The following is a 16,311-nucleotide window of genomic DNA, read 5'->3' as shown; positions in this document are numbered from 1 at the left end:
CTTGACATTGGCCTCGAGGAGGCCGAACAGATCGAGGCGACCGGCGAGGAAGAGGCCGAACGTGGCGATCCTGTTACGCGCAGGGAGCGCACCGCAAAGCGGCGGGCGAACCGGGGGGCGCTGCCGCCGCATCTGCCGCGCATCGAGATAGTCGTCGACATCGAGGACCATGCCTGTCCGTGCTGCCGCAACCGACTTCATCGGATCGGCGAAGAGGTCAGCGAGCGGCTCGATATCGTGCCGGCGCAACTGCGCGTGATCGTCGTGCGCCGGCCTAAATATGCGTGTCGTGCCTGCGAGGATGTTGTCGTGCAGACTCCGGCGCCCGCCCGGCTGATCGAAGGCGGTCTGCCAACCGAGGCGACGGTCGCCCAGGTTCTGGTCTCCAAGTATGCCGATCACCTGCCGCTCTATCGCCAGGCGCAGATCTACGCCCGGCAGGGCATCAATCTGGACCGCTCCACGCTCGCCGACTGGGTCGGCCGCGCGGCCTGGCATCTGCGTCCGGTTCAGGTACGGCTACTTGAGAAGCTGAAAGCCTCGCCGAAGCTCTTTGCCGACGAGACCACGGCGCCGGTGCTGGATCCCGGCCGCGGCAAGACCAAGACCGGACAGCTCTGGGCTTACGCCCGCGATGACCGGCCCTGGAACGGGAGCGACCCGCCGGGGCGTTGCCTATGTCTATGCGCCCGACCGCAAGGCCGAGCGACCGATCGCCCATCTGGCGGGCTTTGGCGGAATCCTGCAGGTCGATGGCTATGGCGGCTATCGGGTGCTCGCCGACAAGAGCGGCGCAATGCTCGCCTTCTGCTGGGCACACGTGCGCCGGCGCTTCTACGAACTTGCCGCGGCCGGCCCAGCGCCGATCGCGAGCGAGGCGCTCCGTCGCATTGCAGATCTCTATCAAGTCGAGGCTGACATCCGCGGCCAGCCGGCAGACGCACGTCTTGCCGTGCGCCAGGAAAGGAGCCGGCCGATCCTAGCTGAGCTCGAGCCTTGGCTGCGCGAAAAGCTCGGCCTGATCAGCCAGAAGACCAAGCTCGCCGAGGCGATCCGCTACACGCTCTCCCGATGGGAAGGACTCTCGCGCTTCCTCGAAAACGGCCGCATCGAGCTCGACTCCAATACCGTCGAGCGGTCAATCCGCCCAATCGCGATGCGTGAGTCATTATGCACTCCCTCGTCAAGTATCTGTAAACATTGGAAGCGTGTCCACGTCGGCAACGCGACACGGGCGACCTTTTCGGGCCACCGCCGTTTTGATCGACCCCGATGCCAAGTCGTCGGCGCGGATTTGATAGGGTGCGCCAGGAACAACCTGTGCAGCAGGAAGAACGCCGGTTTTGATAAGGCGCCGTATCGCGTGATTTGTGACGCCTAAAGCCTTTGCTGCTTCGGTCATCGTGAGCCATTCACCGTCTTTTTCAGCGGATCGATAGGCATGGATTCCACGCACGCGCCGAACAGAAGAGACGCGGTGCGCCGTCCATGTTTTTCCCTGTCCGGTGGGTAATCCCATTCGATTGAGCGAGGCGGCGATATGCTCGTCAGACCAGCGACCGGCCATGCTGCGCATCACCGCCAAAGCGTCTTCGGTCGTCGCGCAACCGTGCTCGCCAGCTCGAGGCTTGCGAACCCGCAGTTCTGAGTGCTGGCCGCCGCGCCAATGGATCATGAGCACGACGTCCCGTACCGCGTCGTCGACATCGACGATGATGTCGGCGATCAAGGTTCGTAGCAGCTGCTGGCGCGCACGCATCGTCACGTCAGGTCCATTCCAAGCTGCTGACAGGTTTTCTGCCATATTGGCGAAGGCACTGGGATCGACCTCAATGGCCGGTGGCCTGCCAGTAGGCTGGCGGGTTTCAAGATCCCGCAAGCGGCGCAGCGTCGTCTCCCAGCATTTCTCCAGCTGCGCAGCTATCAGGCGATTGTCGGGATCACAGGCAGCGTAGCGGCGCTCAGCAAGATTGGCCTCGTAACGGGCTTGCTGAAGTTCCAGATCGAGGATCTGGCGTTGATCATCTTGTCGTTCCCGGTGCATCCGCTCCGCCTCGAACGCGGCCTCGATCGCCAAGGGTTCTACCGCTCGCAACAGCTCACGCGCAACAGCCGCGTCAACCCGTGGGCCGCCGAAGGTCATGCACCTGGGCAAGCCCATCATCAGGTTTGGCTTGTCGCAGCGATAGACAGGTCGACTTTGCGGATTTCCGGTATAGGCAACGCTCAGTCGCCGCCCGCACCTTGCACACGTCATGATGCCCGACAGCAGCGCTTTCCCGCCGCGGCCCGATTTTACGCCGCCGGCGCGACCGTAGTTGTTGAGTGCCAGCTGCTTCTGGTTTCGCTCGTACTCATCCCAGCTGATATAACCCTCGTGATGCCCCTTGATCATCACTTCCCAGGTTCCGACAGGCTTGCCATGCCCGTAGCTTCGCCGCGCTCGGCCGTCGACAATGGAGGTTCGCTTTTCGCTTTTGCCGTAGACGTAAACACCTGCGTAAAATGGGTTTTTGAGAACGGCGATGACATTGCGATACCGGATCGGCAGCCAGACGAAGCTGGTCATGCGGCCCTCATCAGAAGGCCGAGGGAAGTGGATTTGATCTGCCGTTATCGACAACAACACCTGGCGCGCGCTGCCGAGTTCACGAAAGCGCGCGAAGATGAGCCGGATTACCTCCTGCAGCCGTATATCTGGGTCGAGCCCAAGCCCAGCTTCGCGATGCCAGATGTACCCGAACGGTACCGACAGGCGCAGCTCCCCCCGGCGCGCCTTCGACCTGGCGGCCTCGAGCATCCGTGCCTTCAGCACGCCCAGTTCGAACTCGCTGATGCTTCCCTTCATGCCCAAGAGCAGACGATCATTAGGCAGGCAGGGATTGTAGACGCCATCGTGGTCGATGACGCGGGCTTCGACAAGTCCACACAACTCGAGCAGATGATGCCAGTCCCGACCATTGCGTGCGAGCCTCGATGCGTCCAGGCACAATACGGCGCCGATCTTGCCCGCGCACAACCATGCAACCAGCCGATCGAAGCCGGGGCGCGCCACTGTTCCGCTTGCTGATCGGCCGAGATCGTCGTCGATGACTTCGATATCGGCGAAGCCGCGCTGTCGCGCAATGTCGACCAGATCATATTGCCGTCGCTGGCTCTCCAGGTTGGTCATGACCTGGGACTGCGTCGACTGGCGTACATAGACGACGGCCTTGCGCTTCAAGAGCGCAGTTGGGATCAGATCAGTGCTGGTCATCATCGAGCTCCTCGACGATCAGACCGGCGGCCTGCATGAGGATTTGAGCGAGCGTCAGCAAGGCCTTCGCCCGCTCCACTTCGTTCATCCCCCCCAGCCTGTGGGGTTCGAATATCAGGCTCATCTGCCTGCTCGAGGTCGGTGCAGGCACGTTGTGCTGTTTCATCGACTTTCTCCCGTGCGATTCCATTCTCGCTTGGGAAGTTTGTGGAAACAGCGACCGGCATGACCAGCCTCTTCAGATCAGACAAGGCCGTGAGATCAACCTTTGGCGGGCCAAATGTCATGCCCGCGCAAGCGGCCGAATCCGCCATCCAGCCTGGAATCGATACGACAATGCCCGATGGGCATTGCACCTTGAGAAACTGACCAGTTACCCGCTGCTCCACACGCCGCACGCTGACCTTTCGGCCAAAATATGGATGCCAGCGATAATGAACTTCCACTTCGTCCCCGACATGGGCACAATGAACGGGTGATGGCCCTCAACCGCAAGAACGCCCTCTTTGCCGGCTCTGACGGCGGTGCCGAGCATTGGGCGGTGATCGCTTCGCTGATCGAAACCTGCAAGCTGAACAACGTCGAGCCGCTCGGTTACCTTGCCGACGTACTCACGAGAATCGTCAACGGCCACCCCAACAACCAAATCGACGACCTCCTGCCCTGGGCCTACATTCACGTCTCTGAACTCAGAGCCGTGGCCTGAGAGCATTACTACCCCAAGTCGACAATCTCTTGCCCCGGACATATGCTGAACATTCGGCCTAAAAACTTTGGCGTGATAATCCCTACTCAAGGATAGCATCAGCGACGGCGAAGTGAGCGATATGATGAAGCGACTTATTGGTTGGATATTAGTGGGACTAGCGCTCATAGGCGCCATGACTTATCTTGCTCTAACGGACTATTATGCAAATGCGCTGCCGCGTTCCGCTCAAGCTGGACAAGGAGCGACGGTTCCAATGAACTATCATGGAACCATTGTTTACCTGACTAATGGGCAAGCCACCCTTCTGTTCCTTCTCCAGACCGGTTGGATAGTCACCGCAGTCATCGGTGGGCTGTTGACGACGACCAAATCGAAGAGGGGCTGATTTGATCAACTCCGAATCGAGAGACCCGCAGCACGGCTGACGCTGTGCTGCAGCGAGATCGTCACCACCGCAAGGTGGGATCCAGACAGCGCTTACGCAAGAACACTACTGACGCTCACACAAGAGCGTCACAAGCCACACCCCACGACGTTGGCGCCAATATCTTTCCGCCCTTTACCCTGGGAGCCGAACAATCAAACAAAATCAATGCAAAGCGCTTCCCGCGCACAGGTCTCATCAGACAGAGTCCGGAGCCAGCTATCATCGAAAGATCATCCTGGGATCCTTGGCGAGCCTGCGTTTGGCGCTAAGCCGAACTTATGTCTGGGTAAGCCGCATGACCGCATCCACGGCGACCGCCCGCTGCCCCTGGCGCACGATCAGCGGATTTATCTCAGCTTCGATAAAGCGCTTTTCATTTATAGACGCGAATTGGGCAAACTTCTGGATGGCATCGATCGCCGCCTCGACATCACCCTTTGGTCGGCCACGCCAACCGCAAAACACAGGGAACAGCCGAAGGCTTCGCAACGCATCGGCGATGGCGTCGCGCGAAGCCGGCAAGAGAACCGTGGCCGTGTCGCGCAGCAACTCGGCTTCTGTGCCACCGATGCCGATCGTGAGCGCGAGGCCCAACCTATCTACACGACGTACTCCGACCAAGAGCTCACCGACCGCATCTTTGACCATCTCCTCCACCAGGAAACCACGAAGGCAGAGTTCCGGAGAGCTATCCTTCAATTTTTTGGCCATTGCATTGACGCTTTGCCAAGCTGCGTCTGCTGTTTCGACTTGCAGTGCAACAGCTCCCACCTCACTCTTGTGCGCGAGCCCGGCGCTCAACGCCTTAACTGCTACTGGGAAATTGATCTCCGCTAATTGATCAGTTCGCTCAACCGTGACGACTATGCCACGAGGCACAGTTATACCAGATGCCCGGAGTTCGGCTTTGGCATCTGCCTCGTCGAGAGCCACTCCGGCGCTTGCGATGCTAGAGTGTTTAGGCAGAAGAATTTCTCCATCGGTCTGTCTGGCAAGCGTGTCTGCCAGCTCCGAAAATCGCACCGCATTCGCCACGGCACGCAAGCCATTGTCTATGCCCATTAGCGGGACTAATCCGTCAGCTATCATTCTTTCTCGAACGCTTTTCGGCAGCATGTCCGGCACAGTGTTGACGAACGCAGCGGGCAAGCCTCTCTCGCTCGCGGCCTGTGCAAACGCTCGCGTAGTGATGTCCCATCCGGCGGAATCCCATTCGCCCTCAGCCGGGTAGCACATCACCTCCACAGCCAAGTCGTGGTCGTCGGACAGAAACGCGCGATAAATACTCAGATTTACATCAAAATCCGTGTCGTTCCCGTGGGCAGAGGATATGTCGAGAGGATTGGCCGGGTGAACAAATGGTGGAAGATGCTTCTCAAGCCGTGTCGCCGCCGCAGGGGACGGTGGTTGCAAGTCAAGGCCGGCTGCTTCCGCAATATCGCTCCCGAGGACCGCATAGGAACCCGAACTCGTCACAAAAGCAGTACGCCGTCCTCTCACTTTTGGCGCGTATACGAGCATTTTCAATGTCTCAACCGCCTCCATGGGCGTACGGACTTCGACAAAACCAAGTCGCTTGAAAAGCGCTGACGCCACAATATCGTCACCTGCTAGCGAAGCAGTGTGTGACTGACTTGCACGACGGCCCGCTGTTGTTCTACCGCCTTTTATGACGACCACCGGAATACCTTTGCGCGCGGCTTTCAAGCCTGCCGCCGAAAGAAGCGCTGGATCCACTATGCCTTCTAAATAGAGATTCACGGCCCGAACACGGTCATCATCCAGCACGACATCCAACATGTCGGCTGCACTGATCATCGCCTGGTTGCCGAGCCCGATCGAGTATGCCACTGGCAACGATCTGTCAGCGCACCCAACATCGGAAAGATAGGCTCCTCCGTTACTTATGATAGCAACGCAACCATCGTCACCAAAACCACCGAAGTGGTCCATCATGAAGACGGATCGGTCAACGAAGTTCCCCACCCCAGGGCAGTTTGGTCCGATGATGGGCATTCCCCCTGCCGCTTCCACCAGGTCACGTTGGGATCTTTCTCCGCCGTGCATTTCGGAAAAGCCGGAGCTGTTGCAAATTGCCCCCCCAACTCCGATCTCCGAAGCGTCCCTCACCACGCTCACAAGGTTATCTCGAGGTACAGCCACGTAGGCGAGATCAGGTATTTCAGGCAGACTTGCCAACGTTGGAAAACAGGGGATATCCGCCAGGTTACTCCGGCGTGGGTTCACGACATAGATATTTCCTCGAAAACCACGGGCCCGACAATAAGCGATGCCGGAGACCATAGCGGCCCCGCCGACAAAAACCGCAGTTTTCGGTGCCAACATACGTTTCAGACGTGCTCGCCTGTTCTCCCGTTTGCTATAGTAATTCAAAACCTTGACTCCCATTATGGTGGCGACGGCATAGCATGCCAGTGCCAGCTCAAGCTCAAGCTCCGAGGTACGCGCCTCCAAGCTCCAGGGCAGCTCCGTGCTAACGAAGGCTCTGATCGGCTAAGGGGGCGTCAACAACATCTTCGGCTCTCCCACCTACTCGGAGAGCGGCTTCTACTCACTTTCTCGACGCCGCTTTAGCCGTCATGCCGACAAACCTCCATTGCGGTTCGATTTCCTCGGCGAAAAAGAGAGGTCATCTCCGTGTGTAATAGCAAGAGATAACGCTTAGGAAACATCACTGACGATGAGAAAATCAACATAACTGACAATGATTTAACCGTATCTCATGCAAATTTAATGCGCCATCTATGGTGAGTAAGCATAAATTCACCTTTATTTAACACAAACTTTTCATACGGTTCATATTTATAATATTAGTGCCATAACTAGGTTATCAAAGATTCCGTCTGGAGATCCTTTTCAGCACTGAGCAAAAGAGGTCTTGTTGCAGCGGCTGAATAGGGAACACAGAGAGAAGGGCTGATGAGAGTGCGGCGCGGCATCAGCGGATTGCAGTAGTGGCTGTTGGCCTCGATTAGAATCCGATGTTAGCCGGTCGAAGGATCGCACAGGCGATCCGGCGGCACTGTTGAGACACGACAATCCCGCTGGGCCGCCTTCGCTTAGCGGGCGCCGAATAGACGAACGTGCTGGCGGCTTGCACGGCGTCCAACGTGCCGTACGCTGCGCTTTGGTATTCCCGCACAGCGGAGAGGTTCTCCAACCAAGAGACCGTCGACTGTGACGCCAGGTCTCGCCTCGAAGGAAGCGCATCTCGGACAGCGCGGAGCATAGCGGCCTAAAGCCGATGGTTGACCAGCCGCGTTTCATCTCCGCTCGATTAAGGATGACGCTTGTGGATCCAGGTGTGCCACTGCAGAAGCCGGCGACGATGAGCTTGCCGCCGGCAGGTACAAACTGCTCGGAGACCGCACCTCAATGGTTTGCACCATCTCCGCCCGAGCCCACCAGCATCTTTCAAGCGATCACCATCCTCCTAACGCCCGGTGAAATTTGGCGCTCGCTTTTCTACAAAATGCGCCACGCCTTCTATGTAGTCTTCTGACGCGAAAGCGGCCCGCATTTCCTCGTCGGCAAAGGCAGAGGCTTCGTCGAGCGACTGAAAGTATGAGTCGTAAATCTGCCGCTTTATCACACCGATGGATCGTGGCGAGGCCATTGTTACCATCTCGCGCGCGATTCCCTGCACCGTCGCAAGAAAGTTCTCTGCCTGCAGTGTACGCACCAGCCCGAGGCGGTCCGCCTCACGCGCCTCGACCACTCGCGCCGAGCAAAGGAGGTCGAGTGCGTTCATCGTGCCAATCAGGCGAGGGAGTAGCCAAGATATACCGAATTCGGCGACGAGGCCTCGCCTGGCGAAAGACGTTGTGAGCTTTGCCCCGTCGGCCATATATCGGAAATCACCGAACGCGGCGAAGATCACGCCGGCGCCTGCCATAACCCCATTAATCGCCATGAAGATCGGCTTTGGCACGGTGAGCAGATACGAGTACGTCTGATCAGAGTCATAGGGATTCCCAGCTAGGTCTTCACTAACCCCTGGGGTCAGGAGGGACACGTCGGCCCCCGCGCAAAATCCCCGGCCGGCCCCTGTCACTACAATAGCGCGGACGTTGTCATCAGCGGTTGCAAGATCTGTTGCAGCGCGTATCTCCGACTCCATCTGAGGGGTAAGAGCGTTAAGTCGATCTGGACGGTTCAGCGTGATGGTAGCGATGAAGTTGTCGACCGTGTACAGAATTTCCTTGTACATTATTGTCCTTTCTAACGCGGACCGTGGCGGGCCGTCTGGTGGATCCATCCCGCATCGGCTTCCACCTCAGGTTCATCCTGCACAATCGCATTTATTCTGGAGACTGCGGAACGCCGGATCGTCGGAACGTCGTGATTTCACCATCCAGCGATCAAACGCTGGTTTCAGTTCATGGCCGTAGTCAATCACGAAGGTATTCTGAGCCGGTTCAAGCACCGAGCCGACGCCCGGCTGAGTGTTTCATAGGATGCCGCATATGGCCATCTCACCGCTATCGTCCAATTGAGCCGGAAGGTATGATGCTTCCGCTTTCGCGGTTATTGCGACTGATGGCCGTTACGTCTGGAAATTCGGTCATAGAGGTCGCCGAACGTCTCCGCCTTGAATATCTCATTCAGTTGCGGCGACCTCCAGCGATCGCTTTTCATCAAACGGACTTGAAGTGCTGTGGCGAGAAGGCTATCTCCGCCAACGTCGAAGAAGTTGTCATCCAAACCTATTTCTTTGGCGCCCAAAAGCGACTTGACTTCATCAAGGAAGAGGCTCCGCGGATCGCGCTCTCCTAGCATGTTGTCCTTGCTTTTTCTGCCTTCTTCGCACGAAGATGTCTTCTTTTCATCCGGCAGCTCGTCGGGCGTGATTGTTCGGACCTGGTCGACCCATTGCCTTATGCGCGGAGGCAAGGGGCGCGTCGCTACTATGGCTTGACCATTGTCGATGGTTGCCAGTATGCGCTCAATAATGTCGATCCCCTCGTCGGGACCGAGTGCCACCTCCTTCGCGTGAGATGTGGCGTACGCTGCAGTGACCTGCCACTCGTATGAGTAATCCCAGTCATCCCAGTTGGAATTGATCCACCGGATGTCGAGTTTGCCTGGCACTTGGCGTGCAAAGGCGTCCATGAACCTATTCGCCGCCGCATAAGCGGCCATTGCCGGTCCGCCCAGAATTGAAGCAAGCGAGGAGAAAAGGAAAACGAATTCCGGTACCGGGGTGTGGGTAGAGTGAATTCGTTTCAGCGCATCATAGAGATTGCGCGTCCCGATCACTTTGGAGGCGAATTCATTGGCAGAGGTCGTATCCTCCATCTCTGAAAGGAACTTCGAATCGCCCAGTGCAGCCGCGTGGAAGATGCCGTTGATCCGGCCGCACTCCCGAATAGTCACGTCGAGAACGCTCGATAAGCTGTCGAAATCTGATACGTCCGCCTGGCGAAGGATCACCCGGCCCTTCGCATCCTCAAGCGCGGCCAGTCGGCGTATCCAGCCATCCTCATGGAGATACACGCGCCCTGAACTCAAAGCGGCGGGTACTGCGCGGCGGGTTATGGCGATGACCGTCGCCCCAAGCTTTACGAGGTGTTCGGTCAAGGAAAGACCGATTCGCCCGAGAGCTCCTGTGATCAGATAGACGCCATCGGGTCGCAGGATCTCATCACCGGGAACTCGTGCGGCGAGGGCTAGCTCGGGAAAATGAGGCACCCACCGCCGGTTCCCGCGGAGGGCGACCACCCCATCGGGACTTGGCACGTCCCGCCCAATTTCAGCAACGAGCCGATCGGCGACACCCGGGTCGTCAATGTTCAAGTCCACAACCCGACAATCGACGCTCGGGTTCTCCTGTGGCAGTACGATGGCGGGACCGAAGACGCACGCCTTTTCGGGATCTACAGGTTCCTCACCGACCTGGACCATCCGGTCCCCAACGATCCAGACATCGACCGGAGTCTGGAACGTCAGTGGAGAGAGAACTCGCGCCACATCGAGTATCGCCTCGTAGCTCCGCAAAAGATCGGTCTGCTGCATATTGGGGCCCCCGGATGCGTCGGCGCGGCCGTGCAGGTGCCAGAGGCAGAGAATGCGGTCAGCGGGACGGCCCGAAGCGATCTCGGCGTCGAAGAGAGCCTTCAAGCCTTCTGGGGTGGGGTCGATCATGATGATGGACCCTTTGACCTTGATGGATGGATTCGAGGGCTTGGTTCGTCGGCAAACTCGAACAACCTCATGACCCGCATCCTCCAACTGCCGCGTGATGCGGTTTGCCAACGCGTCTCCCCCGCGTTGCGTCTCACCAAACGGCCGATCGGCCAGCACCAACCAACGAAGCGCCTTTGTGCTTCCGTCACCGGAAGCCAGGCGGGGAAGTATTTTTTCTGTCCAACTCTGCGCATAGATGAACGCCTCTCCCCTGCGCCGCTCTCGCTCCTCGGTCTGCGGCAGAGCCGTCAAGCCAGCAGGACCATCCGGCCAGCAACGGTAGCGATCAAACGAGTACGTCGGAAGGGATATTCGTCGGTGAGAACCGAACGGTTCTAATTGATCACGGGCTCGTTTCCAATCCACCGCAACACCCAAGGACCAGAGGTCCCCCAGACATTCCAGAAGAACATGACGGTCGGTGAACTTCAGATCGTCCTTCCCGCGCGCGGCTGAGGCAATCGCTGGAATTCTGGTCTTACCATCCTCTGGATTCATTGCTTCATGTGCGAAACGCGCCAGATTGCACGACGGGCCAAGGTCAATGAGCGCAGTTGCACCGGCCGCGACGATAGCGGCGAGAGAGCGATCGAATCGGATCGTTCCGCTCGCTTGCCTACTCCAGTAGGTCTCTGGCAGAGGCACTTTCGCCTGGTGCAGATATCCTCCTGAATTCAGAGCGATGGCCAAATCGGGTATTCGCTGTTCGAGCGTGCGAACATGTGCGTCGATAAGATCAGCTGCCGGTTTCATCAGCGGAGAGTGGCTCGGGACGCCAGCTGTATTGAGGATCTGGTTGGGGATTTCTGCCTTTTCGAGCCTCTGCTGCAACCTTTCAATCAGTTCCCGTTTCCCGGTGAATACAACACTGGTTTTCGAGTTCACGACACCAACGCTGACCTCGCCGGCTTCAGCTCGATCACGCCAAGCCTCCTCCTCGAGGATGCGTTCAGCATCGTCCGGGCTGCATTTAACCGCAAGCATAGCACCGTCGACGCCAAGATTCGCCATCGCGCGACCACGAGCGACCATTAGCCCTATGGCGTCTTCCACTTTCAGAATGCCCGCCAAGGTGGCCACGACATATTCGCTCATGCTGTGACCGACAAGGTAGTCGGGACGTAAGCCACACGCTTCCAGCAATTGTGCCATAGCGTACTGCACGGAGAAGATCATGACGTTGATTTCTTCGAAGGACGCGGCCGCGTGGCCGTCGTTTTCCCCAAACACGAGGGACTCCAGATCACGATCCAGGACCGGGCGACCAGCGGCGGCGCAAGTCAGGAACGCCTCGCGAAAGTCCAGCACGTGATCAAACAGGTCCTTGAACATTCCCGGGTGCTGCACCCCACCGCCCGGCAGCATGAATGCAATCGACGGTGAGGAGAGAATTCGGTCGGCCGCTCGATTCGCCTCTGCCTCTAGTCTCTTAATGGCCATATCTAAGTTGCACGCCACAACGACGGTCCGATGATCGAAATGGCATCTCGCCACGTGTAGCGTGTAGGCGACGTCACCAAGATCGATATGGCGGTTGCGCCGCAGGAACGTGGCTAGATTCTGGCAGGCCCGGCTTAGCGCCGACGGGGTCTTTGCGGATAGACACAGAGCGTGGGATCCCCGCACGATCGATCCAGGCCACTTCCGTACGTTCTCGTCCATCCATTCCTGCAGCACAACATGGCAATTGGTCCCGCCAATACCAAGGCCAGTGACTCCGGCAGTTCGGGCGCGACCCTGCTTACGAGGCCAGGGTCTAAGCTGCTCATTGACGAAGAAGGATGTTCCTTCCAGATTTAACTCCTCATTTAGCCGGTTGATGTTGATGGTCGGGGGAATTAAACCTCGCTCAACGGTGAGCACTGTCTTTATAAAGCTCGCGACCCCGGCGGCGGCGTTGGCATGGCCAATATTCGGTTTGATTGACCCCAGCGCACAGGTTTTGCGACTTTCCGCTTGCCCCGCGAAAGCCTCTGCCAGAGCGCAGACTTCAATCGGATCACCAATCTTGGTGCCAGTCCCGTGGGTTTCGATGTATTCCACATCTTCAGCGCCAAGTGCCGCGGAGGCAAGTGCTTGCCGCACCACAGCCGTCTGGCCTCGCGCGCTTGGCGCTGAGTAGGAGGGTTTGGTGCGGCCATCGTTGTTAATGGCACATCCCTTTATTACCGCATGGATAGGGTCGGCCGCCGCAAGGGCATCTTCGAGGCGCTTGAGAACGACGACCCCTGCCCCGTCTCCAAGCACCGTGCCGCTGCCATCGGCATCAAAGGCGTGGCATACGCCGTCCGAGGAATTGATGAAACCCTCAACATACTGATACCCTGCTTGAGGAAAGGTGATACTCGCCGCGCCTGCCAACGCCATGTCGCAATAGCCGGCCGCGAGTGACTGAGCGGCGACCGCAATTGACACAAGTCCAGTTGAGCACGCGGTCTGGACCGTAATACTGGGTCCGTTGAGGTTCAGCATGTAGGACACGCGCGAGGCAAGATAGTCCTTGTCGTTGCCAAGCTCCGTCAGGAAAGCGAGCGGCGCGTTGGTAGGATCGATGAGGCCGCCTCCCTTCAAGTGGTGTAGTAGATAAAGGGGAAGAGACGAACCCGCGAAAACTCCGGTCCGGCCCTCATGCTGAGTTGGCGCATAACCGGCCGACTCGAGGGCGTTCCAACAGCATTCGAGGAAGAGACGATGCTGCGGGTCCATTAACGTTGCCTCACGCCGCGAGAGGTGCCAGAAATCCGGATCGAAACGGTCCACGTCGTTGAGATGGGCGCCTACGCGGATATAATCGGGGCGCTGCAGGACAGCCTCGGGTATCCCCCGCGCCTTGAGTTCCTGCTCGGGCAGCGGGATGATCGAGCAAACCCCTTGGCACAGGTTCTCCCAGAGCTCATCGACTGTCTCCGCGCCGGGGAAACGCGCGACCATACCAATCACCGCTATGTCCATACCGGGCCCGCGTCGCCCGTCGAACGCCTTATTATGCGCCCTGCTCGCCGAGACGCGCGGTGTTTTGGGAAGTTGCCGGTTTTGAGGACCTCTCTGCTCGCCGCCGCGCTCGCGGAGAAGAGCCACCAGTTCTTTAAAAGTCGGATTGAGGAAGACCTCCACGACGCGGAGCTCCACCTTCAGACTCCTACGAAGCTGCGCACAGAGACGGGCAGCCAGAAGGGAATGTCCGCCGCAGTCGAAAAAGTTGTCGCCCGGATCGGCAACTTCAGCTTGGAGAAGGTCGCGCCAGGCTGCGCGAAGTGCCGATTCGACCTCGTCGGCACCTGTCACTGGAGCGCACACCTCTTGCGCGAGCCCGCGGAGGCGCGACCGATCAAGTTTCCCATTGGCCGCAATAGGCAATTCCGTCACAGCAACGAACTCTGACGGGATCGCGTAGTGCGGCACCTCAGACTTCAAATGCGCCCGCAAAGAAGCCTGCCACCCCTTGCACGGATTCCGCAACACTACATAGGCGATCAGTCGATCAGGCTGACCGGTCGTCGGATCGAGTTCCGGCAATACGGCGGCCGAGGAGATGCCGGAGTACCGAAGCAAAGCAGCTTCTACAGACCCGAGAACGACGCTATATCCTCGGATCTTCACCATGAAAGCGCAGCGCCCGATGATCTCTAATTGGCCGCCGGGCAGCATGCGGCCAAGATCACCAGTGCGGAACATCTTGCCACCAGCGCTGAACGGGTCGAGAAAGAACCTTTCCCGTGTCATCTGCGGGCTATTGAGATATCCATGAGCCAAGACATCGCCGCCGACGAAGACCTCGCCGAAGAAGCCCAGCGGTACGGGGTCGCGTTGCTCCCCGAGGATATAGACACTGGCATTGTGCTGAGGCGGACCGACCGGGACGACTTTTTGTGTTGTCGCAGGATCGATCTCGCTTAAGTCGATATACGTGACATCGTTTGCCTCGGCAGCTCCGTAGTAATTGATAATTTTGACATGCGGCAGCGCACCTCTCACACGCGCAAGCAGCGCCGCTGTCACCACCTCGCCTGATAAGTAAATTAATTGGAGATCCGGAAGACGGGAGGGGTCGAGGAAGCCGCTGCTGAGAACCACATCCAGCAGTGAAGGGGTTAATAATGTTCTGGAAATTCGATTGCGTTCCAAATACTCGACCAGCTGGTGCGGATCGTAGATAACGTCGTCGGGTATCAGATAGGCAGGCATCCCGGCGAGGATCGGCCGCATTATCTCCCAGACCAAGAAGATGTTAACCGCCTCGCGCTCATCGGGCGCGTATGGCAGCGCGTGATAACGCCACTGGTAAGAGCAAACAGTGCTTCGGTGGGGGCAGACGATTCCCTTCGGTTCACCAGTCGTCCCGGACGAAAATACAATCTGGGCCGGCGCATCAAGATCGACCGTTTCGGGATTGGCCGGACTGGCCTTGCCGGGTTGTGCGTCCCGACCCTCGTCAAGCGACAGCGCAATACCTGACCAGTTGGGAGGAAGGTTAGCGGCGAATCGGTTGTTGGTGACAACGATTTCAACAGATGCCATTTCAAGTATACGCTCTACCGCTGCAACGGGCTGAGCCTTGTCAAGCACGACGTAAGCCGCGCCTGTTTTAAGAATACCGAACAACGCGACGGCGTATTCAGGACAAGTATCCATCAGGATACCCACGCGCGAACCTCGGCTCTGACCATGTCCGAGCAGCTGACTGGATAGAATCTCGCTCCGGTCGTCGAGTTCACGATAGGTCATGATCCCAATCTCTGAGACGACGGCAGGAGCCTCGGGATTGAGGGCTGCTTGTTTGCTAAATTGGTCATGCAGTGGTAATTCGGGATAAGGTAGGGGCTCGGCAATTCGAATGGAAGCTGGGAGTTGTGTCTTCACCTCCCCAACTTCACGCAGGAGGGTAGACACCACTTCCGCCGTCATGGAATGGGTGTAAAAGTGATCACCATCAAACATAATCCGAGCGAAGCGCGACGTTGTAAGTCGACGCCATTCGTCGAGATCGTTCGCATTGAGTAGTTCATCCTGAAGCCCCCCCATTGCGGTGATTGCCGCGTTGAGTGGCGTTGGTAAGGTCCGGTCGTAAGTCTCCGCAAGTTCGAAGTCGGCCCGCAGCGGCGGCAAGATGAACTTATGTAGGAGTTCCTCATTTGCCAGCGCCTCCTTGGGGACCAAGCCAAGGACCCGGACCAAATCGGTTAACCTATCATCCACGTATCTATACATTGGCGGCCCATCCGTCGGAACATCCGCCGACTTGTGAGCAGACACGACAATATGGAAGGGAGATGGCCGACCGGCCTTTTCCAGGAAGCGGGCGATCTCGTAAGCCACAAGGGCACCTACGCTATGACCGAAGAAAACAAAAGGACGGTCGCTGTACGCGCGGAGCGCCTCAGTAACCGCGGATACCAGTACATCCATCCTGCGGATGACGGCATCAGCTGACCGTTTGCCGCGCCCGGGAAGATCCAGGCAAATAAGCTCAACGTCAGCGGGGAGATAGTCAGACCAGGTACGGAACGCCTGGACGCTACCACCCCCATGCGGGAAACAAATTATCCGATACGATGGGTCAAGTGAACTCTTTACGACGCTCAGCAATGCTGTGGCTTGCTCCCGAACTTGTTCCATTTCTCAAACCACTCCACTTCCATTCAGCCTGAAATAGACGTCTCCCATTTGGACGTTCCCCGTGAGTTTCATGATTGAGTCGGCACGCTTGTACGC

General features: G+C 58.1%; 5 protein-coding genes and 2 pseudogenes. 2 read left to right on the top strand and 5 right to left on the bottom strand.

The genetic code is table 11. The annotated features are described in order from the left end of the window. Positions 1-6: 6 nt before the first annotated feature. Positions 7-1,204: pseudogene (gene tnpC / locus A6B35_RS35265) on the top strand (IS66 family transposase); the annotation flags it as partial. Here tnpC and A6B35_RS33365 read toward each other — a convergent pair. Together A6B35_RS33365 and A6B35_RS33360 are read right to left on the bottom strand one after the other, a co-directional pair. Next, positions 1,184-3,256, bottom strand: a complete 2,073-nt coding sequence (locus tag A6B35_RS33365) for a recombinase family protein (protein WP_006199992.1) — start codon at positions 3,254-3,256, stop codon at positions 1,184-1,186. The pseudogene tnpC and the gene A6B35_RS33365 sit on opposite strands and share 21 nt — an antisense overlap. Further along, positions 3,243-3,422, bottom strand: a complete 180-nt coding sequence (locus A6B35_RS33360; protein WP_040581951.1) for a hypothetical protein — start codon at positions 3,420-3,422, stop codon at positions 3,243-3,245. Before A6B35_RS33360 ends, A6B35_RS33365 begins: the two co-directional genes overlap by 14 nt. A gap of 306 nt (positions 3,423-3,728) precedes the next feature. Between A6B35_RS33360 and A6B35_RS33355 the strand changes: the two are divergent. Further along, positions 3,729-3,962, top strand: a pseudogene (locus A6B35_RS33355) (transposase domain-containing protein); the annotation flags it as partial. A 706-nt stretch (positions 3,963-4,668) separates the two neighbouring features. Here the strand turns inward: A6B35_RS33355 and A6B35_RS33350 are convergent. The 3 genes from A6B35_RS33350 to A6B35_RS33335 form a co-directional block, all read right to left on the bottom strand. Then, positions 4,669-6,867, bottom strand: a complete 2,199-nt coding sequence (locus A6B35_RS33350) for an acetate--CoA ligase family protein (protein WP_083209871.1) — start codon at positions 6,865-6,867, stop codon at positions 4,669-4,671. A gap of 979 nt (positions 6,868-7,846) precedes the next feature. Then, complete coding sequence (locus A6B35_RS33340; RefSeq protein ID WP_006199827.1) at positions 7,847-8,623, bottom strand: enoyl-CoA hydratase-related protein; 777 nt, start codon at positions 8,621-8,623, stop codon at positions 7,847-7,849. A gap of 317 nt (positions 8,624-8,940) precedes the next feature. Further along, complete coding sequence (locus A6B35_RS33335; RefSeq protein WP_065518407.1) at positions 8,941-16,215, bottom strand: type I polyketide synthase; 7,275 nt, start codon at positions 16,213-16,215, stop codon at positions 8,941-8,943. Positions 16,216-16,311 lie beyond the last annotated feature (96 nt).

The sequence above is a fragment of the Mesorhizobium amorphae CCNWGS0123 genome (assembly GCF_001686985.1).
In the GTDB taxonomy this organism is placed as follows: Bacteria; Pseudomonadota; Alphaproteobacteria; order Rhizobiales; family Rhizobiaceae; genus Mesorhizobium; species Mesorhizobium amorphae.
The sequence above is the reverse complement of the archived record's forward strand: the minus strand, read 5'-3'. Positions and strand labels throughout refer to the sequence as shown.

Coding starts and splice junctions, on each gene's coding strand:
- A6B35_RS33365 (WP_006199992.1), bottom strand. CDS start 3,256: ATGACCAGCACTGATCTGATCCCAACTGCGCTCTTGAAGCGCAAGGCC.
- A6B35_RS33360 (WP_040581951.1), bottom strand. CDS start 3,422: ATGAAACAGCACAACGTGCCTGCACCGACCTCGAGCAGGCAGATGAGC.
- A6B35_RS33340 (WP_006199827.1), bottom strand. CDS start 8,623: ATGTACAAGGAAATTCTGTACACGGTCGACAACTTCATCGCTACCATC.
- A6B35_RS33335 (WP_065518407.1), bottom strand. CDS start 16,215: ATGGAACAAGTTCGGGAGCAAGCCACAGCATTGCTGAGCGTCGTAAAG.